Here is a 25,878-nt window from a genome sequence, read left to right on the forward strand (position 1 = left end):
CTCCCGTTCGAGCGAAGCCGAGAACGGGGGAGCGTGCCGGGCGTCGCGACGCCGCGGAGATCCATCAGAAGCGGCCTAGAGGACGAGGGCGGCGCCGCAGGCCGCCATCGCCACCGTGCACAGCATCGCCGCCGTCGCGTGCCGGGGCGCGAACGCCACGGGGCTCGACGCGGCGGCGAGGATGCGGATCCGGCGGTGGGCGATGCCGAGGAAGCCCAGCCACAGCACACAGCACAGAGCGCACGAGACGGCCGAGGCCGCCGACACCCCGCCGTGCAGCGCGGTCCTCACCGCGAGCACGGCGACGACCGTCCCCGACAGCGTCGTACGCCGCCACGCGAGCCGGGTCCGCTCGGGCTGCAGTCCGGGATCGCGGTCGGGGTCCCGCCGCCGTGCGGCCGGGGCGCTCACCCCTCCCACCCCACGAGCACCACCAGGACCATGGCGACCGCCACGACGGCGACGACGAGGCTCAGCAGGGCCGGGAACCGCGACACCGGCAGATCCTCACCCCGGCGCATGGCCCGCTCGCAGCGCACCCAGTGGTTGACGGCCCGCAGCGAGCAGAGCACGCCCGCCGCCAGCAGGGCGAGCGCCAGCCCGACCCGCCAGCCCCAGCGCAGATCCGGCAGGAACTGGTCCACGGCGAAGCCGCCGCCGATCAGCGCGAGCGCGGTGCGCAGCCAGGCGAGGAAGGTGCGTTCGTTCGCCAGGGAGAACCGGTAGTCGGGCGTCTCGCCGTCCTCCCGGACCTCGGCGGGCGCGAACCACAATCGGACGTTCCGCACGAACTCGATCACGTGCGCGACCCTACCCGGGAGCCCGGCCCGGCTCCGCGTCAGCCGGCCGACCGGAACGCCTTGAGCCGCTCGTACGCCGCCAGGCCGTCCGGCACCCACTCCCAGTCGTCCAGGCGCCGCTCGACCTCCCTCTCGGGCAGGAAGTCGTACCAGGCCACCTCTTCGGCCTGCGGCTGTACGGGAAGCTCGCAGCGAACCTCGTAGACCGCCGACCACCAGCTCTGTCCGGAGCCGTTGTCGTAGAGGAACCTGAAGAGGTGCCGGGGCAGGGGGAGGCCGGTCACGCCCAGTTCCTCCTCGGCCTCCCGCAGGGCCGCGGTGTCGTAGGACTCGCCCGCGCCGACGACTCCGCCGACGAACATGTCGTACAGGGAGGGGAAGACCAGCTTGGTGGGCGTGCGCCGGTGCACGAAGACGCGGCCCCGGGCGTCCCGGGCCTGGACGAACACGCAGCGGTGGCGCAGGCCCCGGGCGTAGACCTCACCGCGCGGAAACCGCCCGACGACCCGGTCGTTCTCGTCGACGATGTCGAGGATCTCGTCAGCAGCGCTCATGCCCTCATCCAAGCAGGGCGCGTGCCCGCCGTGGGCCGCGGTCCGTCAGGGCGAGGCGGGGCTCACCGCGGGTGCGGCCACCCGTGCCCGCTCCGGTGCCCCCTGCGGCATCGCCGGATGCAGACCCAGCAGCACGATCCCGGCGACCACGGCCAGCAGACCACCGGCCTCCCAGCCCAGGGCCGCCGCGTCGGTGCGCAGCCGGTCGCCCAGGAAGCCGACGCCGCAGACGATCCCGGCGAGCGGCTGGGCCGCGGTCAGGGCCGGCAGCGACGCGCGCAGGGACGCGGTCTCGAACGCGCTCTGCACGAGGACCAGCCCGGTGACGCCCAGCGCGAGCACCGCGTACGGCTCCCAGCCGGTGAGCAGCGCGGCGAGGCCGCCCTCGGAGACCTTCTGCCCGCTGACCCGGGTCAGCGCGTCCTGCACGCCGTAGAGCAGCCCGGCGGCCAGTGCCAGCAGCACCGGGCCGGAGCTCAGCCGGGACCGCCTGCCGTGGGCCGTCAGCAGCAGGGCGAGACCGATCATGACCCCGATGATCACCCATTGCCGTACCGGATCGGACGTCGCGGCACCGCCCTCCGGCCGGCCCGCCACGATGAACGCGGTCACCCCGCCCGCCAGCAGGAAGAGGCCGGCCCAGCCCTGGCGGCCCAGCGGCTGCCGGGTCTGCCGGCGGGAGAGGGCGAGCGCGAAGAGCAGGTTCGTCGCGAGCAGCGGCTCCACGAGCGACAGCTCACCCTGCCCCAGTGCGGCGGCGCCGAGCCCCATGCCGACCACCATCAGCGCGATGCCGCCGAGCCAGCGCGGCACCTTCGCGAGGTCGATCAGCAGCCGGAAGGAGAGGAAGTCGCTCAGCGGGGCCCGCTGAGCCGCGTTCTGCTGGAGGACGAATCCGAAGCCCAGACAGCACGCGGCGCCCAGGGCGAGCGCCAGAACTACAACCGACACGCGGTGTACCTCGATCGTCAGGTCGGGTCACGGTTGCGTAGGGGCCGACAGTACCGGCCGGCTCCGCCCGGCGCGCCCGTACGTCATGCCATCGTCGGGGGCGATGACAGCCCGCGCCATGACGTGGGTCACAAAGGGCGAAAGGGAAAAATCGGATCACTGTCACGTCGGCCTCCCCTGCCTGTCGGGTCACAATTCGCTCACGAGTAACGGCAGTTGACGCGTGTAACGTCCTTGCGGCCCTTGACGGCGACCCTTGGCTGCGGCTTGGCTGTGTGTGATCAGTTCATGGCGCTGCGCTCATACGCGCTCCCTCTGCCGCCGTGAGCCGGAACACAAGAAGAGCGCGTGAGGAAGTTCGCGGTGTCCCCACCCCCGCCTCCCCTCGGCCGCGGCCGCGGCCGCAGACGTGCGGCGCAGGCCTTCGACGAGGCCCTCGACGACGCCGACCTCGTGGCCGCCCGTGCCGCACTGGCACAGGGCCGCTGGCAGAGCGCCCGTTCCCTGCTGGCGCACACCGGCGACGACTGGGACCGGCGGGGCCACCGCGTCACCGTCCTCGCGCGCGAGTCCTACTGCGCCGCATGGGCCCGGGAGTGGCTGCTCGCCGAACCCGAGTCCGCCGACGCCTCCGTGCTGCTCGCCCTCGCCGAGGTCCGGCGCGTCCTGCACGGCAAGGCCAAGCCGGTCCGCGCCCGCGAGCACTGCCAGGCCGCCGCGGCCCGTGCCCCCGCCGACCCCACCCCGTGGCTGGGCCTGCTCATGCTGGAGTGCGCGGTCGGCAGCGACCAGGACGTGATCCGCGGCTTCGAAGCGGTCCGCGGCCGGTACGCCGACCACCACCACGCCCACCACCTGATGGTCGCCCGGCTCGCCGACCGCCGCACCGAGGCCGGCCCGGACCCGCTGCACGAGGTCTACGACTTCGCCAACTGGGCCGCCGAACAGGCACCCGCCGACTCCCCGCTCGCGATCCTGCCGGTCATCGCGCACGCCGAGCGCTACCGCGTGCTGGCCGCCGCCGGACACGAACCCGCCGACCCGGCCGCCTCCGGCCACTGGGCGGGGCGCCGCGCCCGGCAGGTCATGAAGGCCGCCTTCGACTGGTGGCTGGAGTGGGAGCTGGAGGGACACCCGCGGCGGCTGGTCGACCTGAACTTCCTCGCCCACGCCAAGGTCTGCGAGGGACGGGGCGCCGAGGCCGCCGCCCTGTTCCACCGGATCGGCCGCTACGCGACCCCCGCCCCCTGGTCGTACCCGGACCGCGACCCGCACACCGCCTTCGCCGCCGCCCGCGCCGGCGCGCTCGGCACGGCCTGACACCCCCGCCCCGAAGAGTGAGGACGCTTACCCCGATGACCACGGACAGTTCGAGAACGAGCCCAGCCGCATCCGGCGGCATCAGTACGTTCAAGGGGCAGGAGCGCGCCCTGCGCGCCGACCGGCTCGGGACCGGAGGGCTGCTGCTCTCCGTCCTCGCCGCGACCGCCCCCCTCATGGTGGTCGCGGGTGTCATGCCCACTACATTCGCGGTGATGGGCATCGTCGGCCAGCCGCTGCTCTTCGTCCTCCTCGGCATCGTCCTGATCCTGTTCAGCGTCGGTTACGCCGAGATGAGCCGCCACGTCCACAACGCGGGCGCCTTCTACGCGTACGTCTCCCGGGGCCTCGGCGGCACCGCCGGCGCGAGCGCCGCCCTGGTGGCCCTCGTCGCCTACAACGCGCTCCAGGTCGGCATCTACGGCATCTTCGGCTTCGAGGTCTCCGGCCTCCTCGCCACCTACGCCGACGTGGACATCGCCTGGTGGATACCGGCCCTCGTGGCCGCGCTCGCCGTCGGGCTGCTGGGCTGGCTCAAGATCGACGTCAATGCCCGGGTGCTGGGCGTGCTGCTGGTCATCGAGGTGCTCCTGGTCGTCATCTTCGACATCGCCGCGATCGCCGACCCCGCCAAGGAGGGCCTGTCCCTGCACGCCTTCAACCCGGACACCCTCACCGGCGCCGGCGTCGGCACCGCGCTGTGCTTCTGCATCGCCGCGTTCCTCGGCTTCGAGCAGGCCCCGGTGTACGCGGAGGAGACCAGCCGCCCGCACGTCCTGGTGCCGCGCGTGATGTTCCTCGCCGTCGGCGGGGTCGCCGTCTTCTTCGCGCTGAGCAGCTGGGCCCTCACCGTGGCCACCGGCCCCTCCGCCATCGTCGGCACATCCCAGAAGCAGAGCGCGGGGCTGCTGTTCTTCCTCACCGAGTCCCGCCTCGGCGGCACCTTCACGGACGTCCTGCACGTCCTGTTCGTCACCGGCATGTTCGCCGCGCTGCTCAGCTTCCACAACGTCGTCGCCCGCTACGCCTTCGCCATGGGCCGCGAAGGCCTGCTGCCCGCCGCCTTCGGCCGCACCAGCGGCAGCAGCGGCGCCCCGGGCACCGGCTCGCTGCTCCAGACCGCCGTGGCCGTGGTGGTCGTGGCCGCCTTCGCGGTCGCCGACGACAAGCCGGCCGGCGACCCGACCACACCCGTCCTGCAGCTGTTCACCTGGTTCGGCAACATCGGCGCCCTCGGCGTGATCGTGCTGATGGCGGCGGCGTCCCTGTCCGTCGTCGTCTTCTTCGTCCGCCGCGGCGCCGCCGGCGCCCAGGCCTGGCGGCTGGTCACGTCCGCGCTGGCGGGCATCGCCCTGCTGGTGATCGCCGTCTACACGGTGAAGGACTTCGAGGTGCTGGTCGGCGCCGGCCCCGACTCGTCGCTGAGCTGGGTGCTGCCCGGCGTCATCGGCCTCGCCGCGCTCGCCGGTGTGGTCCTCGGCCTGGTGCTGCGCGCCCGCGCCCCCGAGAAGCACGCCCGGATCGGCCTCGGCAACGAGGCGTTCCAGCTGGACAAGGCGGCCTCCTCCTGACGAGGCCCGCGTAAGAAGTGGTTACGGAAATCTGACGAGCACCCGCGATCCCTGTCGCACCGGGGCCGCGGGTGCTCGAATGGGCACGTGAACGAGGACGTACACCAGGGTGTGAACGACGAACACCCCGAAGAGCGGGGCACCCCGATCGGCCGTCGCGTCTTCCTCGGCACCCTCGCCCTGGGAGCCGTCGGCGTGGTCGCCGCACCCCCGCTGCAACGCGGGCTGGAGGGCTTCCTCGGCGGCGCGGCCGACAAGGACCCCACCGGCCTGACCGGCCTGCTCCCGAACGGCGGCGGCTTCCGCTACTACTCGGTCGCCTCGTCCGTCCCGCGCAAGAACGCCCGCAGCTACCGCCTCACCGTGGACGGCCTGGTCGACCGCCCCACGACCTACACCCTCGACGGCCTCAAGGCCCTGCCCCAGACCCGCATGGTCCGCGACGTCCAGTGCGTCACGGGCTGGCGCGTCCCCGACACCCCCTTCGAGGGCGTACGTCTGTCCCGGATCCTGGACGCGGCCCGGGTCCGCCCCACGGCCAAGGCCGTCCGCTTCACCTGCTTCGACGGCACGTACACCGAGAGCCTCACCCTCGACCAGGCCCGCCGCGCCGACGTCCTGGTCGCCCTGCGCATGCAGGACAAGGACCTCGGCCACTCCCACGGAGGCCCCGTCCGCCTCTACGTGGCGCCCATGTACTTCTACAAGTCCGCCAAGTGGCTCTCCGGCATCACCGTCACCGACGAGGTCCGGCCGGGCTACTGGGAGGAGCGCGGCTACGACGTCGACGCCTGGGTGGGCCGCTCGAACGGACGGGACGATGAGCCTACGAGCTGACGCGCCGTCGGCCACGGCCGATGTGCGCCGCTTCACCCCTGCGCAGCGCTGGATCCACCGCACCACGGCCGCGCTGATGGGCCTCTGCGTCGTCACCGCGGCCTGCCTCTACATCCCCCAGCTCGCCGAACTCGTCGGCCGCCGCGCGCTCGTCGTCACCCTGCACCAGTGGTCGGGCCTCGCCCTGCCCGTCCCCGTCCTGGCCGGACTCGCCTCCCGCGCCTTCCGCGCCGACCTCGGCCGCCTCAACCGCTTCGGCCCGCACGACCGCACCTGGCTGCGCGCCGCCCTGCACCGCGACAAGCGCCACGCGTCGCGCCCCGCCGCCAAGTTCAACGCCGGCCAGAAGATCTACGCGACCTGGATCGCCGGCGCCACACTGGTCATGCTCGCCACCGGCCTGATGATGTGGTTCACCCACCTCACCCCGATCCTCTGGCGCACCAGCGCCACCTTCGTCCACGACTGGCTGGCCCTCACCATCGGCATCGTCCTGGCCGGCCACATCGGCATGGCCCTGGCGGACCCGGAGTCCAGAAGGGGCATGCGCACGGGCAGGGTGAGCAGAGACTGGGCGAACCGGGAGCACTCCTTGTGGCGCCCGTAAGCACGTCGCCCTGAGGGGTCCACCGAGGCCGCCGATGATCCGTCGGTCACATCGCACGCGGCCGTGTGCACCCGGTCGCCCGGAAGCTCGGCGGCGGCCTCGGCGAGCCGGTCCTGGTCGCGCCCGTTCAGGACGACCGGGCAGCCGGCCCCGCCAGACCGCGCGCGAGGGCGAGTCCGATGCCCCGGCCGGAGCCGGTGACCAGGGCCGTACGGCCGCCGATGCCGAAGAGGGGATGAGCCGTCATCGCCGCGACTCTCCTAGATCACCAGGGACAACAGCAGGACGAGGCCGCCGGCGACCACCGAGATGATCGTCTCCATGACGGACCAGGTCTTGATGTTCTGGCCGACACTCAGCCCGAAGTACTCCTTCACCATCCAGAACCCGGCGTCGTTGACATGGCTGAAGAAGAGCGAGCCGGCGCCTATGGCGAGGACCAGCAGGGCGGCGTGCGTGCTCGACATGTCGGCCGCCAGCGGGGCGACCAGACCGGCCGCCGAAACCGTGGCCACCGTCGCCGAACCCGTCGCCAGACGGATCACCACCGCGATCAGCCAGGCCAGCAGCAACGCCGGGATGGACCAGTTCTCGGAGATGTCCAGGACCATCCGGCCCACACCGGTGTCGATCAGCGTCTGCTTGAAGCCGCCACCCGCGCCGACGATCAGCAGGATGCCCGCGATCGGCATGAGGCTCTTCTCGACGAGCGGCGAGATCCGCTCCTTGGAGAAACCGGCGGGCCGCAGCAGCGTGAAGATGCCGACCAGTACCGAGACGAGCAGGGCGATCATCGGGGCGCCGATGACGTCGAAGACGCGCTGCACCGGGTTCTCGGGGTCGTCCACGACGATGTCGACCAGCGCCTTGGCGAGCATGAGGATCACCGGAAGCAGCACCGTGAAGAGCGTGGCACCGAACCCGGGGCGCCTGTCGAGCTCCCCGGAGGCGCGCTGCGGGATCATCTTCTCGGGGGCCGGCACGTCCACCCAGCGGGCCGCGTACTTGGAGAACACCGGACCGGCGATGATCACCGTGGGTATGGCGACGAGGACGCCGAGCGCCAGCGTGATGCCGAGGTCGGCCCCGACCGCGTCGATCGCGACCAGCGGACCGGGGTGCGGCGGCACCAGTCCGTGCATCACGGACAGGCCCGCGAGCGCCGGAATGCCGATGCGCATCAGCGAGTAGTTGCCGCGCTTGGCGACCATCAGCACCACCGGGATCAGCAGCACGATGCCGACCTCGAAGAACAGCGGCAGCCCGATCACCGAGGCGATCAGCACCATCGCCCACGGCATCGACCGCCCGCCGGCCTTGGCGAGGATGGTGTCGACGATCTGGTCGGCGCCGCCGGAGTCCGCGAGCATCTTGCCGAGGATCGCCCCGAGGGCGATCAGCACACCGACACCGGCGACCGTGGAACCGAGGCCGGCGCTGAAGCTGAGGAGCACCTTGTCCAGCGGCGCCCCGGCGATCGCTCCGAGCGCCAGCGACCCGATGGTCAGCGACAGGAAGGCGTGCAGCTTGAACTTGGTGATGAGCAGGACGATGACGGCGATGCCCGCCAGGACGGCGATGCCCAGCTGAGCGTGACCGGCCGAGGTGATCGGCTCGGGTGCGTCCGCTGCCAGCATCTCGACGCTGAGTCTGGTCACGGTGGTTCCCTTGTGTTGGGGAGGAGGGGAGAGGGAGGGAGAAGGCGCCGGGGGTTACCGGGAGGGCTCGGGGAGGGCCGCCAGGGCGTGCGCCGCCCGTTCGGTGATCTCCTCCGGGCCGCCCGCGACATCCACACCGATTCCCGCCTCGTCCGCCTCAAGGGGCTGGAGCGTGGCGAACTGGGAGTCGAGCAGTGCCGTGGGCATGAAGTGCCCCTGCCGGTGTGACATCCGGTCCTCGATCAGCGCGCGGTCACCCGTGAGGTGTACGAAGACCACGCCGGGAGCCGCGGCCCGCAGCCGGTCGCGGTACGACCGCTTCAGCGCCGAGCAGCTGACCACCCCGCCGAGCCCGGCCCGCCCGTGCGCCCACGCGCCGATGGCGTCGAGCCAGGGCAGGCGGTCCTCGTCGGTGAGCGCGGTACCGGCCGACATCTTGGCGATGTTGGCCGACGGGTGGAAGTCGTCGCCCTCGGCGTACGGAACGCCGAGCCGGGCCGCGAGCAGGGGACCGATGGTGGTCTTGCCGGTGCCCGCTACGCCCATGACCACGACGACATGGGGGGTGTTCATCGCTGCCTCACTGTCTGCTGTCCGAGGTCGACACCTGATGTCGACGCAACTGAAACCCATTAGGTACGACTAATTCAAGAGGCAGTGATGAATAAGTCTGACTTTTGGCTGCGTGATCTACCCCGTACGCTGAGTGCATGAGCACATCGGACCGGGGGCTGCACGGCCGTGTACTGGACACCCTCGGACCGGAGATCACGGCGGGTGAGTATCCGCCGGGCAGCGTGCTGCGGACGGACGAGCTCGCCCAGCGCTTCGATGTGTCACGCTCCGTGATGCGCGAGGCGGTCCGCGTCCTGGAGTCCATGTACCTGGTCGAATCGCGCCGCCGCGTCGGAGTGACGGTCCGCCCGAAGTCCGAGTGGAACGTCTACGACCCGCAGGTCATCCGCTGGCGTCTGGCGGGTGCCGACCGCCCCGGGCAGCTGCGGTCCCTCACGGTGCTGCGCTCGGCGATCGAACCGGTCGCGGCCGGTCTCGCCGCCCGGCACGCCACATCGGAGCAGTGCGCGCGACTCACCGAGTGCGCCCTCGGCATGGTCGCCCACTCGCGCGGCCACAAGCTGGAGGGGTACCTCCTGCACGACGTCGCCTTCCACCGCGTCATCCTGGACGCGTCCGGCAACGAGATGTTCGCCCGGCTCGGGGACGTCGTCGCCGAGGTCCTGACCGGCCGCACCCAGCACGACGTGATGTTCGAGGACCCGGACCCGGCCGCCGTCACCCTGCACGTCCAGGTCGCCGAGGCGGTCCGCGCCGGCGACGCGGTCCGGGCGGAGGAACTGACCCGCCAGATCACGGTCGGCGCCCTCCAGGAACTCGACATCCTGGCGCCGTAGCGGCTACGCCGGAAACTCCCCGTCGACGTACACCCAGGCACCGTCGACCCGCTCGAACCGGCTCCGCTCGTGCAGCGAACCGCCCCGGTACGACGCCCGGAACTCCACGCCGCCGGTGGAGTGGAACGCGGACCCGTCCGTCGTCCCCAGGATCTCCAGGCCCGTCCACCGCGTCCCCGGGTCCAACTCCAGCGTCCCGGGCCGCGTCCGCGGATGCCAGGTCCGCAGCAGATACCCGGCGTCCCGCTTCACGAAGGCGCAGTACCGCGACCGCATCAGCGCCTGTGCGGTCGGTGCGGCAGCCGCACCCGAGTGGTACCGGCCACAGCACGCCTGGTAGTCCTGGGGGAGCCCGCAAGGACAGGAACGCCTGGTCATGGTCACCTTTCCGCGGCAACGACCGAGGGCCGCGACCTCGCGGTCACGGCCCTCAGCTTCATGTGTCCGAGGGGGGACTTGAACCCCCACGCCCGATAAAGGGCACTAGCACCTCAAGCTAGCGCGTCTGCCATTCCGCCACCCGGACAAGGTGTCTGTCGCGCGGGTCCTCCCCGCGGCGACGACGTAAACATTACCAGGCTTTCCAGGGTGGCCGATCACCCCCCGTCCGCGCCCCCGCGAGGCGTGAACGGCCCGTGACGGCCCGGGAGTGCCCTTGGGGTGCGGGCGCGGGAGAGGGAGGATGAGGGGGACCCACCAGCAGTGACAGCGGGAGGAAGCACGTGAGCGAGACGGACACGGCCAGGAGCGTCACCGGCGAGGACGAGGTCGTGGACCTCTGCCGCGAGCTGATCCAGATCGACACCAGCAACTACGGCGACCACTCGGGTCCGGGCGAGCGGAAGGCGGCCGAGTACGTCGCCGAGAAGCTCGCCGAGGTCGGGCTCGAACCGAAGATCTTCGAGTCCCACCCGGGCCGCGCCTCCACCGTGGCACGAATCGAGGGCGAGGACCCCTCCCGGCCCGCGCTCCTGATCCACGGCCACACCGACGTCGTACCGGCCAACGCGGACGACTGGACCCACCACCCCTTCTCCGGCGAGGTCGCCGACGGCTGTGTGTGGGGCCGCGGGGCCGTCGACATGAAGGACATGGACGCGATGACCCTCGCGGTCGTCCGCGACCGGCTGCGCAGCGGACGCAAGCCCCCGCGCGACATCGTCCTCGCGTTCCTCGCCGACGAGGAGGCCGGCGGCACGTACGGCGCCAAGCACCTCGTCCGCAACCACCCCGACCTGTTCGAGGGCGTCACCGAGGCGATCAGCGAAGTGGGCGGCTTCTCGTTCACCGTGAGCGAGCAGCGCCGGCTCTATCTGATCCAGACGGCCGAGAAGGGCATGCACTGGATGAAGCTCACCGTGGCGGGCACCGCCGGGCACGGATCGATGATCCACCGGGACAACGCGATCACCGAGCTGTCCGAGGCCGTCGCGCGGTTGGGGCGGCACACGTTCCCGGTGCGGGTCACGAAGACCACCCGTGCCTTCCTCGACGAACTCGGTGACGCGCTCGGTACGGAGCTCGACCCGGAGGACATGGAGTCGACCCTCGCCAGGCTCGGTGGCATCGCCAAGCTCATCGGCGCGACCCTCAGCAACACGGCCAACCCCACGCAGTTGGGCGCCGGCTACAAGGTCAACGTCATCCCGGGCGAGGCGACCGCCCACGTCGACGGACGCTTCCTGCCCGGACACGAGGAGGAGTTCCTCACCGACCTCGACCGGATCCTCGGCCCGAACGTGCGGCGGGAGGACGTCCACGCCGACAAGGCCGTGGAGACCACCTTCGACGGCGCGCTCGTGGCGGCGATGCAGTCGGCGCTGGTGGCCGAGGACCCGACGGCCAAGGCGATCCCGTACATGCTCTCCGGCGGGACGGACGCCAAGTCCTTCGACGACCTCGGCATCCGCGGCTTCGGCTTCGTGCCGCTGAAGCTGCCGCCGGAGCTGGACTTCGCCGGCATGTTCCACGGCGTGGACGAGCGGGTGCCGGTGGAGGGCCTGCGGTTCGGCGTGCGGGTGCTCGACCGCTTCATCGACGCGTCCTGAAACCGCCCCGGCCGGTGGCCCTATTCGCTCGCGCGTACGGAATCTACTGGGAAGAGTGAATGCGACGATAAGCTCGTAGCCTCATTACTCCCTCCTCGTTACAGGTAATGCGATCGCAAGATGGGTCGCTTTGCCAACTAGGAGGAATAATGATCAAGAAGGTCGTCGCTGCTGCGGCTGCCACCGGTGGGCTGGTTCTCGCGGGCGCGGGCATGGCCGTCGCCGACTCGGGTGCCCAGGGTGCCGCCGTGCACTCCCCGGGCGTCCTGTCCGGCAACGTTGTCCAGGTGCCCGTTCACGTCCCGGTGAACGTCTGCGGCAACACGGTCTCCGTGATCGGGCTGCTGAACCCCGCCTTCGGCAACACCTGCATCAACCAGTGATGCTTTCCCCTCGCTGAGGGGGATTCCAAGCCATCGGTCCCGGAGCGCGTGCCATGCGCTCCGGGACCGAACGCTTCTTTCGAGGAATTCGAGAAGAATTCGAGACACGGTCGAAGGCAGGTATTCAGCAATGCGACAGGCTACCCGCAAGGGTCTGATGACCGTGGCGGCCGCGACCGGCGTGATCGCCGCCGCGGGCGGCTCCGCGCACGCCGACTCGGGCGCCCAGGGCGCCGCTTCGGGGTCGCCGGGCGTGCTGTCCGGGAACTCGGTGCAGGCGCCGGTGCACGCGCCGGTCAACGTCTGCGGCAACACGGTCAACGTCATCGGGGTGCTCAACCCGTCGGTCGGCAACTCGTGCGCCAACCAGGGCGGTGGGTCGTCGTCGGGGGGATACGGCGAACACGGCGCCCACGGCGGCTCGCACGCGGGCGGTCACGCCACCGACTCGCCCGGCGTCGGCTCGGGCAACCACGTCCAGGCGCCGGTCCACGTGCCGGTGAACGTCTGCGGCAACAGTGTCGACGTCATCGGCGTCGGCAACCCCAGCACGGGCAACGGCTGCTCGAACGGTGGCGTCGGCCACCACGGCACCCCGCCCGGCGGCGGTCACGAGACCCCCGGTCAGCCGGGCGGCTCGGGGGATCCCGGCCACCCGGGCGCCCCCGGTAACCCGGGCAATCCGGGTGATCCCGGCACGCCGGGTCACCCCGGCGACCCCGGAACCCCTGGCGGCTCCGGAACCCCCGGTCACCCCGGCGACCTCGGAACCCCGGGCACTCCGCCCGCCACCGCCCTCGGGACCCCTGGCGGTTCCTCGCACGGGAACCAGCCGGACGGCCAGTTCCTGACGCAGCCGAAGAGCGACGCCCAGCTCGCCAGCACCGGCAGCGATCTGCCGCTCGGCCTCGCCCTTCCGGCCGGCGCGGGCGCGCTGCTGGCGGGCGCGATCCTCTACCGCAAGGCGCGCGCCTCGGCCTGACACGGCCCCCCGGAAACGGAGCGGGCCCCGCGGAGGCGGGGCCCGCTCCGTCATGTATTTCTCCCCGTGCCCGTCTCAGCTCACCACGTGGCCCGCACCTGGCGGATGATCCTTCGACGCAACCGCACCCTGCGGCTGCCGTCGCGCAGCAGGCTCAGACGGTACAACTCCCAGTTTCCGTACTCCGCGTGGTCGGTCAGCAGACGTGCCGTTTCCTTGCGGGAGACCCCACGAGGGACGTGCACATCGACAAATTCGTATTCCGGCATCGCATCTATTGTGCGGGCTGGGGCCAGGTACGGATAGCGTCTGCACTATGTCTGATGCTGCGCAGCCCACCGCTGCCGAGGTACGCGCCGCCGCCGAGGCGGTCAAGACCGCGCTCGACCGCCACCTGGCCGCGGTCGAACGCCGGTCGGGAGAGGACGACCCGGCGGTCTACGAGGCGTTCAACCAGCTGGCCGCGGCCGCAGAGGTGTATGACGAACTGCTCTACGACCGCTACGACGAGGTCACGCCCTTCGAGATCCCCGGGGCGGAGGACGCGCTGCCCCCGTACACCGGTCCCGAGGAACCGAACGCGCTGAGCGTGCTGATCCGTCGTGACTACGCCGTCGCCGAGCCTCAGCGGCTGCTGGCGCACGCACAGCGGATCGACTCGGCGGAGGGCGATGACGGCGCCCCGGCCTCCGGAACGGTGCACGGCGCTCTCGGGCTGCTGTTCGGCGAGTTCGAACCCGACGAGATCGCCTCCCGGCACAAGGAGTTCGGGCTGGAGGAGGGCGACTCCACGCTCTGGGTGACGGCGGCGGACGAGCCGGCCGAACCCGGCGAGTGGCTGGAGGCACCGTTCGAACAGGTCGACGCGGAGCAGGTGGTCTGCCGCTTCGACGTCAGCGCCGTCTTCGACGACGAGATCGACGACGTCGACGATGACGAGGAAGACCTCGAGGACGAGCTCGTCGGCGACCTGGACGAGGACGAGGACCTGGAACCGCTGGAAGCGGACCGCCGCTGAGCGCACCGCAGGCGGCCCCGGGGTGGTGGTCACGGGCCCGGCCCGTGACCACCACCCCGTCACGTACCGCTGATCTGCGGTGCGAGCAGCACCGGAAGCCGGGTGGTCCGCGGCTTCGCCGGAACCTCGGCCACGGCCCGGGGGAGCGCCTGCTCCACGCCGTGCACCACGGACAGATGCCGGTCGGCCCGCCCGAACGCCGTGTACACCCACGGCCGGCTGAGCGCCTGCGCCGCGTCACCGGGCAGCACCACGACCACCGCGGGCCACCGGCTCCCCACGGCCTGGTGCGCGGTCAGCGCCCAACCGTGCCGCACGGTCTGTTCCACCCGCTCCTTCGGCACGACGACGGCCTCGCCCTCGCACGACAGATGCAGCCCCTCGGCATCCGCCTTCACCACCCGGCCCGGCAGCGCACGCCCGGGGACGGGGGAGTAGACGATCCGGTCGCCGGGGTCGAAGCCGCCGAAGCGGCCCGGGCCGGGGTTGAGCCGCTCCTTCAGCGCCGCGTTGAGTACGCGCGTCCCGACCGCTCCGCCGTGCCCCGGCGTGACCACCTGGGTCTCGTCGGCCGGTACGCCGATCGCCCGCGGCACCGAGTCCACGACGAGCTGCACCGTCCGGTGCACGGCCTCGCCCGCGTCCCGCACCGGCACGATCACGACCTCCTTGCCGGGGGCCTCGACCTGGTTCAGCTCGCCGATGCCGATACCGGAGACCAACTCGCCCAGCGGCCCCGGATCCGGCCGCCGTGAGGCCACCTGGGGACAGATCCGTGCCGTGAGCAGATCCGCGAACACCCGGCCCGGTCCCACGGACCACAGCACCGCCGGATCCCCGGCCAGCACCAGACGCGCCCCGTCCGGCAGCGACTCCGTCAGCAGCGCCGCCGCCTCGACATCCAGCTGCGGCGCGTCGAGCACGACGAGCAGATCGAGATCGAGGGCCCCGTCCGCGTCCCGGCCGGGCCCTTCGAGGCCGGAGAGCAGTCCGGCGACGGTGGCCACGGGGGCGCCGCCGGGTGTCTCGTCCGCTCGCTCGGGGCCGTCCGCTGCCGGGCCGGACCGGCGCAGCAGGGCCGCGAAGCGGTTGCGGCCGATCGGACCGTGCGCGGCAGCCCAGGCCCGCAGCCCGAGGGACCGCGCGGTGTTCAGCAGCGCCGCGGGCTCGGCCAGAGCCGCCTCGCCGCCGGTGTGCAGCACCAGGCCCTGACCGGCGACCGCGCGGATCAGCTCCGCCGTCGACCCCTGGGCAGCGGCGGCGGCCCGCTCCCAGTCCTCGGCCGAACCGTCCTGCTTGGGCACCGAGTTGACCAGCCGGGCCAGACCGTCGGCCAGGCTCTCCTCCGCCAGCGCGTACCGCTCCAGTCCGACCAGGACACGGACCGGGCGCTCCTCGTCCTCCGCCGCGCCCTCCTCGTCGCTCCGGGCCGGGGCGGCGGCCTTCTCCTCCAGCGCGTCCTGGAAGACCAGGGCCTCGCCCTCCGCGATCGCGTCCTGCACGGCACCGTCGGGCTCCGGGACGCCCCGCTGGGCCAGGGCGGCGAGGAGCGCCGACATCTCCAGGGCGGTGTGCCCGGCCAGCGCCGCCTGCTCCAGGAGCCAACCGGTGAGGGCCCGGCCCCGCCGCTCGTCGTCCGGGCCGCACTCGGCTCCGAGCAGGGCCCGCGCGAAACCGTCGGCCTGCTCGGGGCGCACGCCGGGGATCCGCAGCAACTGCCAGGGGTCGGCGCGCAGCCGTTCGTCCGCTCCCTCGCCGAGCGCGGCGGCGATCTGCGGCGCGAGCACCTCGGGGGCCCCGCCCTCGCCGAGCACCCGCTTCACGGACAGGACCGCCTCCGGCGCGGGAGCCACTGGGGCGGTGACGGGCTCGGACGCCACCGGCTGGGGCCGCCGTTCCGGCTCGGGGGCGGAGCGGCGGGGGGCGGGGCGGGGCTCTTCGAACACGGTGGCCACCGGCTTCTCGCCGCTCTCTACGGCCCGTACGGCCGCGAGCAGGTCGGCGGCCTTGCCGCTCAGTTTGGTGCCGGCCTCGACGGGCGCCTTCTTCTCGGCCTTGCGCTGTTCGATGCGCTCCCGCTCGGCCTGCTGGGCCCGCAACTCGGCCTCGGCCTCGGACACCTGCGCGGCACCTGCTGCAGCGGCCTCGGAGCCGGACTCCTGCCCGGCGCCTGCTGCAGCGGCCTCTGTTTCGGACTCTTGCCCGGCGCCTGCTGCAGCGCCCTCGGTGTCGGACGTTTGTCCATCGAGCGCTTCACTGCCCTCGGTGCCGGACTCATGCCCGTCTGCGGCTTCAGCCCCCGCGGGCTCGGCCCCCTCCCCGGCGCCCACTTCGGCACTCTCCGTGCCGCCCCCCTCCCCGGCGCCCGCTTCGGCCCCCTGCTCGGCGCCGCCCTCGCCGCCCTCGCCTCGGCCGATCCGGGCAGCTCCGGCCGGTGTGCTCTCGGCGCCCGGCGTCCCCGGCTCGGTGTCCTCCGTGGTCTCGGGCTCCGTGCTCACAGCGTGCTCCAGTCGTGATCGGGATAGCGGTGCACGGGCGCCGACACATCGTCGAGCGCCCGGCAGATCTCGTCAGGAAGACTAAGGGTCTCCACTGACAACGCCGCCGTGAGCTGCTGCGCGTTGCGCGCGCCGACGATCGGCGCGGCCACCCCCGGCCGGTCGCGGACCCACGCCAGGGCCACCTGGAGCGGCGTCACCGCCAGTCCGTCGGCCGCGGTGGCCAGGGCGTCCACGATGCGGCTCGCCGTGTCGTCGAGATACGGCGCGACGAACGGCGCGAGATGCTCCGAGGCGCCGCGCGAGTCCGGCGGCATCGAGTCGCCCCGGTACTTGCCCGTCAGCACCCCGCGCCCGAGCGGCGAGGACGGCAGCAGGCCTATGCCCAGATCCAGCGCGGCCGGCAGCACCTCGCGCTCCACACCGCGCTGGAGCAGGGAGTACTCCAGCTGCGTACCGGCGAGGCGGGTCCTGCCGGGAGCCGAGAGCTGCCAGGTCGCGGCCTTGGCCAGCTGCCAGCCGCAGAAGTTGGAGACGGCGGCGTAACGGGCACGCCCGCTGGAGACCGCGAGGTCGAGAGCCTGGAGGGTCTCCTCCAGCGGGGTGTCCGGGTCGTACGCGTGCACGTGCCACAGGTCGACATGGTCGGTGCCGAGCCGGGCGAGCGAGCCGTCCAGCGCGGAGAGCAGATGGCCGCGCGACCCGTCGAAGCGGCGGTCGGGGTCCGCAACGCTGCCCGCCTTGGTCGAGATGACCAGGTCGCGGCGGGGCACCAGGCCGTCGATGAGCTTTCCGAGGAGGTATTCGGCCTCACCGTCGCCGTACACGTCCGCGGTGTCGACGAGGGTCCCGCCCGCTTCCCAGAAGGTCTTCATGAGGTCCGCGGCGTCGTGCTCGTCGGTGTCCCGCCCCCAGGTCAGGGTGCCGAGCCCGATCCGGGACACACGAAGGCCGGTGCGACCGAGTTGCCTCTGCTCCATGAACGCCGAGATTACTGGCCAGAACCTACGGTGTGGGTGGCTGTGGACCACCGATTTCCGGGAGCGGGACCGTGAGGTCGCCCGATCCGACGGTGCCGGGTGTCCTCGGTCAGCAGGTGCCGTCCGACACCTGAAGCCCCTTGTTCGCGCCCGCCGTTCGGCTCACGACGGCCGGCACGCAGCCGGCGGCGTCCGCACGGAAGGCGTACGGGATGCCGACGGTGGTGTTCGACTTCGGGTCGGGTCCGGCCGGATGGTTCTCGCGGCCGGGAGCGGACCAGGTCACGTTGTCGAAGATGTTGCCCCCGACCTGCCAGTAGCCGGCCTCGTCGGTGTAGAAGGTGCCCAGGACGTCCTTCGAGTCCTCGAAGTAGTTGTTGTCCACCTTGGCGCGGGCGCCGGCCCGGGAGTTGATGCCGGACTCGTTGAGGCGCACGTAGTGGTTGTTGTAGAGGTGCGCGATGCCGCCGCGCAGCAACGGGGCGCGGGAGTCGATGTTCTCGTACCGGTTGTGGTGGTAGGTGATGTAGCCGTTCGACCGGTCGCTCTCGCTGTTCCCGACGAGGCCGCCGCGGCCGGAGTTGCGCAGGACGCTGTAGGACAGGGTCACGTACTGGGTGTTGTCCTTGAGGTCGAACAGGCCGTCGAAGCCCTCCGACTCACCGCCCGACGCCTCCAGGGTGGTGTGATCGATCCACACATTGCGGACGTTGCGCTCCATGCCGATGGCGTCCCCGCCGTTGGACGTGGGAGAGCCGGACTTCTTGACATTCCGGACGGTCACGTTCTGGACGATGATGTTCTTCGATTCGCGGATGTGGATGCCCACTTGGTCGAAGACGGCGCCGCTACCGACCCCCACGATGGTCACGTTGCTCACCTTCTTGAGCTCGATCACACCGTCGGCGGTGTCGCAGCTGCCGCCGGAGACCTTCTTGGTGTTGGCGTGGCTGATGGTCCCGGTCACCTCGATGGTGAGGGGGGTGCTGGTGCTCGCCCGGCCGCACAGGGCCTGGTGGATCGCCGTGCCGGTGGTCGCCCGCACCGTCCGGCCTCCGGCGCCGCCGGTGGTTCCGCCGTTCTGGCTCGCGTAGCCGGTGGCGCCGCCGGTCGCCGCCGACGCCTCGGGCATCGACACGAGAGTGCCGGTCCCGGCGGCGAGGGCCATCGTGGCCAGCGCGGCGTGGAGCCTCAGGGGGAGTGTTCGCTTCATCCTTGCCTCTCCGTTCGTCTTCGGACGGTGGTGACGGAAAGCGCTTTCCAGCGAAAGGTACGAACGTGCTGTGGACGCGTCAATGGCCGCGTCCATGATTTCTGTTCACTCATCTAAACGACTGCGGGGCCGTGACCGTGTACCTCGCCCCCGCCCCCGCGCTAAGGTGCCCGGACAAGGCACGTTACTGATCAGTAAGGGGATGCGGCATGCAGCTCGGTATCAACCTCGGCTACTGGGGTGCCGGAATGGACGCGGACAACCTGGCCGTCGCCCAGGAGGCCGACCGGCTCGGCTACGCCGTCTGCTGGGCCGCCGAGGCCTACGGATCCGACGCCGCCACCGTACTGAGCTGGGTCGCCGCCCAGACCGAGCGCATCGACGTCGGCTCCGCCATCTTCCAGATCCCGGCCCGTCAGCCCGCGATGACCGCCATGACCGCCGCCACCCTCGACTCCCTCTCCGGCGGCCGCTTCCGCCTCGGCCTCGGCGTCTCGGGCCCGCAGGTCTCCGAGGGCTGGTACGGCGTCAAGTTCGACAAGCCGCTGGCCCGCACCCGCGAGTACGTCGAGATCGTCCGCAAGGCCATGACCCGCGAGCGCCTGTCGTACGAGGGGCAGCACTGGACCCTGCCCCTGCCCGGCGGCCCCGGCAAGCCGATCAAGCTGACCGTGCACCCGCAGCGCGAGCACATCCCGCTGTACATCGCCGCGATCGGTCCCAAGAACCTGGAGCAGACCGGCGAGATCGCCGACGGCGCCCTGCTGATCTTCCCGGCCGCCGAGCACCTCGAGGACACGACGATCGCCTATCTGCGCGCCGGGCGCGAGAAGGCCGGCAAGACCCTCGACGGGTTCGACGTCTGCCCGACCCTGCCGCTCGCCGTCGGCGACGACAAGGACGTGGCCGGGCTCGCCGACACCTTCCGCCCCTACACCGCGCTGTACGTCGGCGGCATGGGCAGCCCCAAGCAGAACTTCTACAACCAGCTCGCCCAGCGCATGGGCTACGAGCGGGAAGCCGCAGAGATCCAGAGCAAGTACCTCTCCGGCGACAAGCAGGGCGCCGCGGCCGCCGTCCCGCACGACCTGATCGACAAGACGACCCTGCTCGGTTCCGTGGACCGCATCGCGGACCGGATGAAGGCCTACGCCGCGGCCGGGGTCACCACCCTGTCCCTCGCGCCGGCGGGCTTCACGCTCGACGAGCGGCTCGCGTCCCTCAGGGCCGGCACCGAGGCCCTGGAGCGCGCCGGGCTCGCCTAGAAGCTTTCAGCGGCCGTGGTGGGGGCTCGGGGGTCTTCCCCGCCACGGCCGTCACGCGGAACAACGCGCGGGGCCGCCGCCGGTTACGGCACAGCGCCTCGCCCGGCCCGGCACACCCGCCCCGGTGTCCGCCATTCGGTGGAGTTGTCCCTCACCCCTGTTGCGGCACTCCCGGCCCCGCACTTGACTCGTTCTTCGCGGCGACCTGCGGAATGCCGCAGTTCGCCCACGCGCGCGGGAGAGGTGCCCACGATGCTTTCGGCCAAGAGTCTGTTCCAGGAGATCCTCGACAACGACGAGTCCTTCGCGCTGTTCTGCTCCATCGCCGCGAGTGGCGAGTCCCAGGGCGGCTGGGAGAACGCCCGTATCGCCGCGCTCGTGCCCGAGGCCGAGCGCGAACTCGCCCCCAAGATCAGCCGGCACGGCGCCGACGAGGACAAGCACGGCCGGATCTTCAACGCCCTGCTGAAGAAGCGCGGACTCCACCCGGTTCCGGTCCCGCCGGAGACCGACTACACGATGCTCCTGGAGAAGAACGGCATCGGTGTCGCCCACGCGCAGCTGCGGCGCGACGAGCCGCTCACGGTCCAGGACATCGTCACCTACCTCTCGCACAGCAGGGTCACCGAACAGCGTGCCACCGATCAGATGGACCAGCTCCGCAAGCACTTCGCCGACCACCCCGACATCGGCCGCGCCCTCAAGCAGATCTCCCACGACGAGGACAACCACCTCGCCTACTGCCACGAGGAACTGCTGCGCCTGGCCTCCGCGGGCCACGACCGGGCCATCCGGCGCACCCTGCGCGAGTGCGCGCTCGCCGAGACCCGGATCTACCGGGACGTCAGCCTCGCCGTCATGGCGCACATGGGCCGCATCCTCGGCTGGCCCAAGGCCAAGTCGGCCGTGCTCGCCGCGGGCATTCACGCGATGTACGCCTACGAGCGCATGGGCGGCTGGCGCCGGATGGTGTCGCTGACGACGCCCGAGCGCCGCAACGTCCTCGGCGGCCCCGCGACCCCGGAGCCCGATGTCACCCGACCCGGCCCGGCTACAGCCACCCGCGGCGTTTGAACAGCCGGAAGATCATCACCTCCAGGGTGGCCATCAGCACGAGCAGGGCCGGATAGGACCAGACCCAGCGCAGCTCGGGCATGTGCTCGAAGTTCATGCCGTAGATTCCCGCCAGCATCGTGGGGATCGCGGCCATGGCCGCCCACGCGGAGATCTTCCGCATGTCGTCGTTCTGCCGGACGCTCATCTGCGCCAGGTGCGCCGAGAGGATGTCCGACACCAACCGGTCCAGGTTCTCCACCGACTCGTTCACGCGCGTCAGGTGGTCGCTGACGTCCCGGAAGAACGGCCGGGCCCGGTCGTCCACGAACGGCACGGTCACACCGGTCGACGCCGTGCCCGCCAGTCGGCTCATCGGCGGGGCCAGCGGCCCGGTCGCCCGGCGGAACTCCAGGACCTGCCGCTTGAAGTCGTAGATCCGGGACGCCGTGTTCCGCGTGCCCCCGCCGTCCGGCGAGAACACCTCCGCCTCCAGGCCCTCCAGGTCGGTCTGCAACTCGGTCGCCACGTCCAGGTAGTGGTCGACTGTTGCGTCGGCGACCGCGTACAGCACGGCCGTGGGGCCTTTGACGAGCAGCTCCGGCTCCTGCTCCAGCCGCCCGCGGACGGCCTTGAGCGGGGAGCCCTCGCCGTGCCGGACGGTCACCACGAACGAGTCACCCAGGAAGATCATGATCTCGCCGGACGAGACGGTGTCACTCCGCGGCTCGTACGCCACCGGCTTGAGCACCACGAAGAGCGAGTCGTCGTACACCTCCAGCTTGGGCCGCTGATGGGCCTTGAGGGCGTCCTCGACGGCCAGCGGGTGCAGCCCGAACTCCCTGGTCACATGGTCGAACTCGTCCTCCGTCGGCTCGTGCAGCCCGATCCACACGAATCCGCCCGCCGTGCGGGCCTCACCCAGGGCGTCGGAGAGATCTTCGGGCCCTCCCGTCCGCTGTCCGTCGCGGTAGATGGCACAGTCGACGATCACGAAGCGAGTCTCCCGTCACTCGAACGACACCGCACGCGCGCGTGCGCCTACGCTGGAGCGCATGCCCACGCTGATCCTGGTCAGGCACGGACGCTCCACCGCCAACACCGAGGGACTGCTCGCCGGCTGGACGCCCGGTGTCGCCCTCGACGAGCGCGGCGCCGCGCAGGCCGCCGCGCTCCCCGGGCGGCTGGCCGCACTGCCCCTCGCCGAAATCGTCGCCAGCCCGCTCCAGCGCTGCCAGGAAACGATCCGGCCGCTGCTCGACGCCCGCCCCGACCTGAACCCCCACACCGACGAGCGCATCGGCGAGTGCCACTACGGCGACTGGTCCGGACGCAAACTCGCCGAACTCACGGACGAACCCCTGATGGAGGTGGTGCAGGCGCACCCCTCCGCGGCCGCCTTCCCCGGTGGCGAGTCCATGCGGACCATGCAGACGCGCGCCGCCGAGGCGGTCCGCGAGTGGAACGCGCGCGTGGAGCGCGACCACGGCGCCGACGCCGTCTACCTCATGTGCTCGCACGGCGACATCATCAAGTCGCTCGTCGCCGACGCACTCGGACTTCACCTGGACCTCTTCCAGCGGATTTCCGTAGAACCGTGTTCCATCACCGCGATCCGCTACACACGACTGCGGCCGTTCCTCGTCCGGCTCGGCGACACCGGAGACTTCACGTCCCTGGCGCCGCGCGAGGAACCGCCGGGCACGGAGGCCGAAGTCGGGGGCGGTGCGGGCGCACCGTGATCGTTCGCCGCAGTAGGGTGAAGCGGTCGCAGCAGTGCCGTGCTCATACGTTTCCCACGATCCCCATGGAGACAGGACGTGTCCCGTCAGGTGTTCCTCTACGACCATCCGGAGCGTTTCGTGGCCGGCACGGTCGGACTGCCCGGGCGCCGTTCGTTCTTCCTCCAGGCCTCCGCCGGCTCCCGCGTGACCAGCGTGGCCTTGGAGAAGACCCAGGTCGCCGCGCTCGCCGAACGCATGGACGAACTGCTCGACGAGGTCGTACGCCGTAGCGGCGGCAGCGCCCACGTCCCCGCCGTCGCACCCCCGGACACCGACACCGCCCCGCTGGACACCCCCATCGAGGAGGAATTCCGGGTCGGCACCATGGCGCTCGCCTGGGACGGCGACGAGCAGCTCATGATCGTCGAGGCGCAGGCGCTCGTGGAGCTCGACGCGGAGACCGCGGAGGACCTCGCCGAGGCCGAGGAGCGGCTGCTCCAGGACGAGGAGAACGGGCCCCCGATGCTGCGCGTCCGGCTCACCGGCGCGCAGGCCAGGGCCTTCGCCAAGCGCGCCCTCGACGTCGTCAACGCCGGGCGGCCGCCGTGCCCGCTGTGCAGCCTCCCGCTCGACCCGGAAGGACACGTATGTCCGCGCCAGAACGGATACCGCCGCGGAGCGTGACGCCGCCGCCCGACGCCGCCGAGCTGCTAGCCCGGGGCGAACTGACCGTCCGCGGACGCATCCGGGAGGCCTCCAACGCGGCCCTGTACTGCACGGTGTCCCACGACGGCCGGGACGCGGCCTGCGTCTACAAGCCGATCACGGGGGAGAGGCCCCTGTGGGACTTCCCCGACGGCACGCTGGCCCAGCGCGAGGTCGCCGCGTACGAGGTCTCCGAGGCGACGGGCTGGGGCCTGGTGCCGCCCACCGTGCTGCGCGACGGGCCCTACGGCGAGGGCATGTGCCAGCTGTGGATCGAGGTGACGCCCGAGGCGCGACTGCTCGCCCTGGTCGACGGCGAGGAACCGGAGCCGGGCTGGAAGGCGATCGGCTTCGCCGAGGTCGGCGAGGGACGCACCGCGCTGCTCGTGCACGCCGACGACGAACGGCTGCGGCGGCTCGCCGTGCTCGACGCCGTGATCAACAACGCCGACCGCAAGGGCGGCCACCTGCTGCCCACCGGTGAGGGACGGTTGTACGGGATCGACCACGGGGTCACGTTCAACGCCGAGAACAAGCTGCGGACCCTGCTGTGGGGCTGGGCGGGGGAGCCCTTGCCGCAGGAGGCCGTCGAGGCCCTCGAAGGCCTGCGGAAGGGCCTGGCGGAGGGCGGGACGCTGGCCGCGCGGCTCGAACCGCTGATCACCCGCGCCGAGATCGACGCCACCCGCGCGCGGGTCGGCGCCCTGCTCGCCTCGGGGACCCACCCGGAGCCGAGCGGTGAGTGGCCGGCGATCCCCTGGCCACCCGTCTAGGGGGTGTTTCGAAAGTCCTGTGCGGTGCCCGCGGTGTCCGGTGCGTGCTCTCGGCGTGCCGGACGAAGGCCCTCGTACTGGACGTACTTGGGGTTTCGGCCGGTGCGGCGAGAGCGCGTGCCGGGCGCCGTGGGTGCTGTGCGGGATTTTCGAAACACCCCCGAGCAGCACAGGCACCCGGGACACCGCAAGAGCGCCTTCTCGGCCGAGTGGCCCGCTCCCGTTCGTATCTGGAACTCCAGTCCGGTTAGGCTCATGGCATGCATGCCTGGCCCGCTTCCGAGGTCCCCGCCCTGCCTGGTCAGGGCCGCGACCTGAGGATCCACGACACCGCGACCGGCGGCCTCGTCACCCTCGACCCCGGTCCCGTCGCCCGTATCTACGTCTGCGGCATCACCCCGTACGACGCCACCCACCTGGGACACGCGGCGACCTACAACGCGTTCGACCTCGTGCAGCGCGTGTGGCTCGACACCAAGCGGCAGGTTCACTACGTCCAGAACGTCACCGACGTCGACGACCCCCTCCTGGAGCGGGCGCAGCGCGACGGCATCGACTGGGCCGCGCTCGCCGAGAAGGAGACGGCCCTCTTCCGCGAGGACATGACGGCCCTGCGGATGCTGCCGCCGCGGCAGTACATAGGCGCCGTCGAGGCCATACCCGGGATCGTCCCGCTCGTCGAGCGGCTCCGGGACGCCGGTGCCGCCTACGAACTCGACGGTGACGTCTACTTCTCCGTCGAGTCCGACCCGCACTTCGGCAAGGTCTCGAACCTCGACGCCGCGGCGATGCGGCTGCTGTCCGCCGAGCGCGGCGGCGACCCGGACCGCCCGGGCAAGAAGAACCCGCTCGACCCGATGCTGTGGATGGCGGCCCGCGAGGGCGAGCCCAGCTGGGACGGCGGATCGCTCGGGCGCGGCCGGCCCGGCTGGCACATCGAGTGCGTGGCCATCGCCCTCGACCACCTCGGCATGGGCTTCGACATCCAGGGCGGCGGCTCCGACCTGGCCTTCCCGCACCACGAGATGGGCGCCTCGCACGCCCAGGCCCTCACCGGCGAGTTCCCCATGGCCAAGGCGTACGTGCACGCCGGCATGGTCGCCCTCGACGGCGAGAAGATGTCCAAGTCCAAGGGCAACCTCGTCTTCGTCTCCAGGCTGCGGTACGACGGCGTCGACCCGGCCGCCATCCGGCTCGCGCTGCTCGCCCACCACTACCGCGCCGACTGGGAGTGGACCGACCAGGTCCTCCAGGACGCCGTCGCACGGCTCGGCCGCTGGCGGGCCGCCGTGTCCCGGCCCGACGGGCCGCCGGCACAGACGCTCGTCGAGGAGATCCGCGAGGCCCTCGCCGACGACCTGAACGCCCCGGCCGCGCTGACCGCGGTCGACCGCTGGGTCGCGCTCCAGGAGCAGAGCGGCGGCACGGACATCGGCGCGCCCGGCGTGGCCTCCCGGGCCGTGGACGCGCTGCTGGGCGTGGCGCTCTAGCCGGGAAGCGGACAGAACCAACCGTGGGGCGTCTCC

At 71.7% G+C, this 25,878-nt stretch carries 26 protein-coding genes, 1 tRNA gene and 2 pseudogenes; 15 read left to right on the plus strand and 14 right to left on the minus strand.

The window, feature by feature from the left end; genetic code table 11:
* Positions 1 to 75: 75 nt before the first annotated feature.
* From QNO09_RS20655 to QNO09_RS20670, 4 genes are read right to left on the minus strand one after another with little or no spacing between them, the layout of a single operon-like run.
* On the minus strand, positions 76 to 411 hold the full coding sequence (locus QNO09_RS20655) for a DUF202 domain-containing protein (protein WP_283971700.1): 336 nt from the start codon (positions 409 to 411) through the stop codon (positions 76 to 78).
* Positions 408 to 800 carry a YidH family protein gene (locus tag QNO09_RS20660; RefSeq protein WP_283971701.1) on the minus strand — a complete coding sequence of 131 codons (393 nt, stop codon included), beginning with the start codon at positions 798 to 800 and terminating at the stop codon, positions 408 to 410. Before QNO09_RS20660 ends, QNO09_RS20655 begins: the two co-directional genes overlap by 4 nt.
* Positions 801 to 838: 38 nt before the next feature.
* On the minus strand, positions 839 to 1,354 hold the full coding sequence (locus tag QNO09_RS20665) for an NUDIX hydrolase (protein WP_283971702.1): 516 nt from the start codon (positions 1,352 to 1,354) through the stop codon (positions 839 to 841).
* 45 nt (positions 1,355 to 1,399) lie between these two features.
* On the minus strand, positions 1,400 to 2,305 hold the full coding sequence (locus QNO09_RS20670; protein ID WP_283971703.1) for a DMT family transporter: 906 nt from the start codon (positions 2,303 to 2,305) through the stop codon (positions 1,400 to 1,402).
* A 363-nt stretch (positions 2,306 to 2,668) separates the two neighbouring features.
* Here QNO09_RS20670 and QNO09_RS20675 point away from each other — a divergent pair, with 363 nt between their 5' ends.
* From QNO09_RS20675 to QNO09_RS20690, 4 genes are all read left to right on the plus strand, one after another.
* Positions 2,669 to 3,625: a hypothetical protein gene (locus tag QNO09_RS20675; RefSeq protein WP_283971844.1), complete on the plus strand. Its 957-nt coding sequence runs from the start codon at positions 2,669 to 2,671 to the stop codon at positions 3,623 to 3,625.
* A gap of 35 nt (positions 3,626 to 3,660) precedes the next feature.
* Positions 3,661 to 5,196, plus strand: a complete 1,536-nt coding sequence (locus QNO09_RS20680; protein ID WP_283971704.1) for an APC family permease — start codon at positions 3,661 to 3,663, stop codon at positions 5,194 to 5,196.
* Between the two features lie 111 nt (positions 5,197 to 5,307).
* Entirely contained in the window at positions 5,308 to 6,033 is a 726-nt protein-coding gene (locus QNO09_RS20685) for a molybdopterin-dependent oxidoreductase (protein ID WP_283971845.1), read from the plus strand.
* Positions 6,017 to 6,640, plus strand: coding sequence for a cytochrome b/b6 domain-containing protein (locus tag QNO09_RS20690; protein WP_283971705.1), 624 nt, complete (start codon positions 6,017 to 6,019; stop codon positions 6,638 to 6,640). Before QNO09_RS20685 ends, QNO09_RS20690 begins: the two co-directional genes overlap by 17 nt.
* 23 nt (positions 6,641 to 6,663) lie before the next feature.
* Here QNO09_RS20690 and QNO09_RS20695 read toward each other — a convergent pair.
* From QNO09_RS20695 to QNO09_RS20705, 3 genes and pseudogenes are all read right to left on the minus strand, one after another.
* Positions 6,664 to 6,887: pseudogene (locus QNO09_RS20695) on the minus strand (SDR family NAD(P)-dependent oxidoreductase); the annotation flags it as partial.
* A 13-nt stretch (positions 6,888 to 6,900) separates the two neighbouring features.
* Positions 6,901 to 8,298 carry a GntT/GntP/DsdX family permease gene (locus QNO09_RS20700; protein WP_283971706.1) on the minus strand — a complete coding sequence of 466 codons (1,398 nt, stop codon included), beginning with the start codon at positions 8,296 to 8,298 and terminating at the stop codon, positions 6,901 to 6,903.
* 54 nt (positions 8,299 to 8,352) lie between these two features.
* The gene (locus QNO09_RS20705; RefSeq protein WP_283971707.1) at positions 8,353 to 8,871 is read right to left on the minus strand and encodes a gluconokinase; all 519 of its coding nucleotides are present in this window, start codon (positions 8,869 to 8,871) and stop codon (positions 8,353 to 8,355) included.
* A gap of 137 nt (positions 8,872 to 9,008) precedes the next feature.
* Here QNO09_RS20705 and QNO09_RS20710 point away from each other — a divergent pair, with 137 nt between their 5' ends.
* Complete coding sequence (locus QNO09_RS20710) at positions 9,009 to 9,710, plus strand: FadR/GntR family transcriptional regulator (RefSeq protein ID WP_283971708.1); 702 nt, start codon at positions 9,009 to 9,011, stop codon at positions 9,708 to 9,710.
* Between the two features lie 3 nt (positions 9,711 to 9,713).
* Here the strand turns inward: QNO09_RS20710 and QNO09_RS20715 are convergent, their stop codons facing one another.
* Both QNO09_RS20715 and QNO09_RS20720 read right to left on the minus strand, forming a co-directional pair.
* Positions 9,714 to 10,088, minus strand: a complete 375-nt coding sequence (locus tag QNO09_RS20715; protein ID WP_283971709.1) for a YchJ family protein — start codon at positions 10,086 to 10,088, stop codon at positions 9,714 to 9,716.
* Positions 10,089 to 10,151: 63 nt separating this feature from the next.
* Positions 10,152 to 10,236: transfer RNA gene (locus QNO09_RS20720), tRNA-Leu, on the minus strand.
* Positions 10,237 to 10,432: 196 nt separating this feature from the next.
* On the opposite strand from QNO09_RS20720, the gene QNO09_RS20725 reads away from it, so the two are divergent.
* The 3 genes from QNO09_RS20725 (at position 10,433) to QNO09_RS20735 (ending at position 13,123) form a co-directional block, all read left to right on the plus strand.
* Positions 10,433 to 11,758, plus strand: a complete 1,326-nt coding sequence (locus tag QNO09_RS20725; protein ID WP_283971710.1) for a M20/M25/M40 family metallo-hydrolase — start codon at positions 10,433 to 10,435, stop codon at positions 11,756 to 11,758.
* Positions 11,759 to 11,907: 149 nt separating this feature from the next.
* Positions 11,908 to 12,141, plus strand: coding sequence for a chaplin ChpH (gene chpH, locus QNO09_RS20730; protein WP_283971711.1), 234 nt, complete (start codon positions 11,908 to 11,910; stop codon positions 12,139 to 12,141).
* A gap of 130 nt (positions 12,142 to 12,271) precedes the next feature.
* On the plus strand, positions 12,272 to 13,123 hold the full coding sequence (locus QNO09_RS20735; RefSeq protein ID WP_283971712.1) for a chaplin: 852 nt from the start codon (positions 12,272 to 12,274) through the stop codon (positions 13,121 to 13,123).
* A gap of 80 nt (positions 13,124 to 13,203) precedes the next feature.
* Here the strand turns inward: QNO09_RS20735 and QNO09_RS20740 are convergent, their stop codons facing one another.
* On the minus strand, positions 13,204 to 13,392 hold the full coding sequence (locus QNO09_RS20740; protein WP_283971713.1) for a DUF5703 family protein: 189 nt from the start codon (positions 13,390 to 13,392) through the stop codon (positions 13,204 to 13,206).
* 47 nt (positions 13,393 to 13,439) lie between these two features.
* Here QNO09_RS20740 and QNO09_RS20745 point away from each other — a divergent pair, with 47 nt between their 5' ends.
* Positions 13,440 to 14,141 carry a hypothetical protein gene (locus tag QNO09_RS20745; protein WP_283971714.1) on the plus strand — a complete coding sequence of 234 codons (702 nt, stop codon included), beginning with the start codon at positions 13,440 to 13,442 and terminating at the stop codon, positions 14,139 to 14,141.
* 59 nt (positions 14,142 to 14,200) lie between these two features.
* Here QNO09_RS20745 and QNO09_RS20750 read toward each other — a convergent pair whose 3' ends face one another.
* From QNO09_RS20750 to QNO09_RS20765, 3 genes and pseudogenes are all read right to left on the minus strand, one after another.
* On the minus strand, positions 14,201 to 16,639 hold the full coding sequence (locus QNO09_RS20750) for a helix-hairpin-helix domain-containing protein (RefSeq protein WP_502962330.1): 2,439 nt from the start codon (positions 16,637 to 16,639) through the stop codon (positions 14,201 to 14,203).
* A complete protein-coding gene (locus QNO09_RS20760) occupies positions 16,636 to 17,619 on the minus strand; it encodes an aldo/keto reductase (protein ID WP_283971717.1) in 984 nt (327 codons plus the stop codon). Before QNO09_RS20760 ends, QNO09_RS20750 begins: the two co-directional genes overlap by 4 nt.
* Before the next feature lie 112 nt (positions 17,620 to 17,731).
* Positions 17,732 to 18,832 (minus strand): annotated as a pseudogene (locus tag QNO09_RS20765) (pectate lyase family protein); the annotation flags it as partial.
* Positions 18,833 to 19,041: 209 nt separating this feature from the next.
* Here QNO09_RS20765 and QNO09_RS20770 point away from each other — a divergent pair.
* Both QNO09_RS20770 and QNO09_RS20775 read left to right on the plus strand, forming a co-directional pair.
* Positions 19,042 to 20,097 (plus strand): LLM class F420-dependent oxidoreductase, encoded by a 1,056-nt coding sequence (locus tag QNO09_RS20770; RefSeq protein WP_283971718.1) that lies wholly within the window; start codon positions 19,042 to 19,044, stop codon positions 20,095 to 20,097.
* A gap of 252 nt (positions 20,098 to 20,349) precedes the next feature.
* Entirely contained in the window at positions 20,350 to 21,171 is an 822-nt protein-coding gene (locus QNO09_RS20775) for a ferritin-like domain-containing protein (protein ID WP_283971719.1), read from the plus strand.
* Here the strand turns inward: QNO09_RS20775 and QNO09_RS20780 are convergent.
* The gene (locus QNO09_RS20780) at positions 21,149 to 22,144 is read right to left on the minus strand and encodes a magnesium and cobalt transport protein CorA (RefSeq protein ID WP_283971720.1); all 996 of its coding nucleotides are present in this window, start codon (positions 22,142 to 22,144) and stop codon (positions 21,149 to 21,151) included. The genes QNO09_RS20775 and QNO09_RS20780 overlap by 23 nt on opposite strands.
* A 61-nt stretch (positions 22,145 to 22,205) precedes the next feature.
* Between QNO09_RS20780 and QNO09_RS20785 the strand changes: the two genes are divergently transcribed.
* From QNO09_RS20785 to mshC, 4 genes are all read left to right on the plus strand, one after another.
* Positions 22,206 to 22,892 (plus strand): histidine phosphatase family protein, encoded by a 687-nt coding sequence (locus QNO09_RS20785; protein ID WP_283971721.1) that lies wholly within the window; start codon positions 22,206 to 22,208, stop codon positions 22,890 to 22,892.
* A gap of 78 nt (positions 22,893 to 22,970) precedes the next feature.
* A complete protein-coding gene (locus tag QNO09_RS20790; protein WP_283971722.1) occupies positions 22,971 to 23,558 on the plus strand; it encodes a DUF3090 domain-containing protein in 588 nt (195 codons plus the stop codon).
* Positions 23,522 to 24,352 (plus strand): SCO1664 family protein, encoded by an 831-nt coding sequence (locus QNO09_RS20795; RefSeq protein ID WP_283971723.1) that lies wholly within the window; start codon positions 23,522 to 23,524, stop codon positions 24,350 to 24,352. Before QNO09_RS20790 ends, QNO09_RS20795 begins: the two co-directional genes overlap by 37 nt.
* A gap of 260 nt (positions 24,353 to 24,612) precedes the next feature.
* The gene (gene mshC / locus QNO09_RS20800; RefSeq protein WP_283971724.1) at positions 24,613 to 25,842 is read left to right on the plus strand and encodes a cysteine--1-D-myo-inosityl 2-amino-2-deoxy-alpha-D-glucopyranoside ligase; all 1,230 of its coding nucleotides are present in this window, start codon (positions 24,613 to 24,615) and stop codon (positions 25,840 to 25,842) included.
* Positions 25,843 to 25,878 lie beyond the last annotated feature (36 nt).

The sequence above is a fragment of the Streptomyces sp. 378 genome (assembly GCF_030124145.1).
In the GTDB taxonomy this organism is placed as follows: domain Bacteria; phylum Actinomycetota; class Actinomycetes; order Streptomycetales; family Streptomycetaceae; genus Streptomyces.

What these genes read in the sequence shown, in the direction of transcription:
- QNO09_RS20680 (WP_283971704.1), top strand. Translation starts at nt 3,661, where the DNA reads ATGACCACGGACAGTTCGAGAACGAGCCCAGCCGCATCCGGCGGCATC.
- mshC (WP_283971724.1), top strand. Translation starts at nt 24,613, where the DNA reads ATGCATGCCTGGCCCGCTTCCGAGGTCCCCGCCCTGCCTGGTCAGGGC.
- QNO09_RS20710 (WP_283971708.1), top strand. Translation starts at nt 9,009, where the DNA reads ATGAGCACATCGGACCGGGGGCTGCACGGCCGTGTACTGGACACCCTC.
- QNO09_RS20665 (WP_283971702.1), bottom strand. Translation starts at nt 1,354, where the DNA reads ATGAGCGCTGCTGACGAGATCCTCGACATCGTCGACGAGAACGACCGG.
- QNO09_RS20715 (WP_283971709.1), bottom strand. Translation starts at nt 10,088, where the DNA reads ATGACCAGGCGTTCCTGTCCTTGCGGGCTCCCCCAGGACTACCAGGCG.
- QNO09_RS20740 (WP_283971713.1), bottom strand. Translation starts at nt 13,392, where the DNA reads ATGCCGGAATACGAATTTGTCGATGTGCACGTCCCTCGTGGGGTCTCC.
- QNO09_RS20735 (WP_283971712.1), top strand. Translation starts at nt 12,272, where the DNA reads ATGCGACAGGCTACCCGCAAGGGTCTGATGACCGTGGCGGCCGCGACC.
- chpH (WP_283971711.1), top strand. Translation starts at nt 11,908, where the DNA reads ATGATCAAGAAGGTCGTCGCTGCTGCGGCTGCCACCGGTGGGCTGGTT.
- QNO09_RS20795 (WP_283971723.1), top strand. Translation starts at nt 23,522, where the DNA reads ATGTCCGCGCCAGAACGGATACCGCCGCGGAGCGTGACGCCGCCGCCC.
- QNO09_RS20760 (WP_283971717.1), bottom strand. Translation starts at nt 17,619, where the DNA reads ATGGAGCAGAGGCAACTCGGTCGCACCGGCCTTCGTGTGTCCCGGATC.
- QNO09_RS20690 (WP_283971705.1), top strand. Translation starts at nt 6,017, where the DNA reads ATGAGCCTACGAGCTGACGCGCCGTCGGCCACGGCCGATGTGCGCCGC.
- QNO09_RS20785 (WP_283971721.1), top strand. Translation starts at nt 22,206, where the DNA reads ATGCCCACGCTGATCCTGGTCAGGCACGGACGCTCCACCGCCAACACC.
- QNO09_RS20770 (WP_283971718.1), top strand. Translation starts at nt 19,042, where the DNA reads ATGCAGCTCGGTATCAACCTCGGCTACTGGGGTGCCGGAATGGACGCG.
- QNO09_RS20745 (WP_283971714.1), top strand. Translation starts at nt 13,440, where the DNA reads ATGTCTGATGCTGCGCAGCCCACCGCTGCCGAGGTACGCGCCGCCGCC.
- QNO09_RS20705 (WP_283971707.1), bottom strand. Translation starts at nt 8,871, where the DNA reads ATGAACACCCCCCATGTCGTCGTGGTCATGGGCGTAGCGGGCACCGGC.
- QNO09_RS20775 (WP_283971719.1), top strand. Translation starts at nt 20,350, where the DNA reads ATGCTTTCGGCCAAGAGTCTGTTCCAGGAGATCCTCGACAACGACGAG.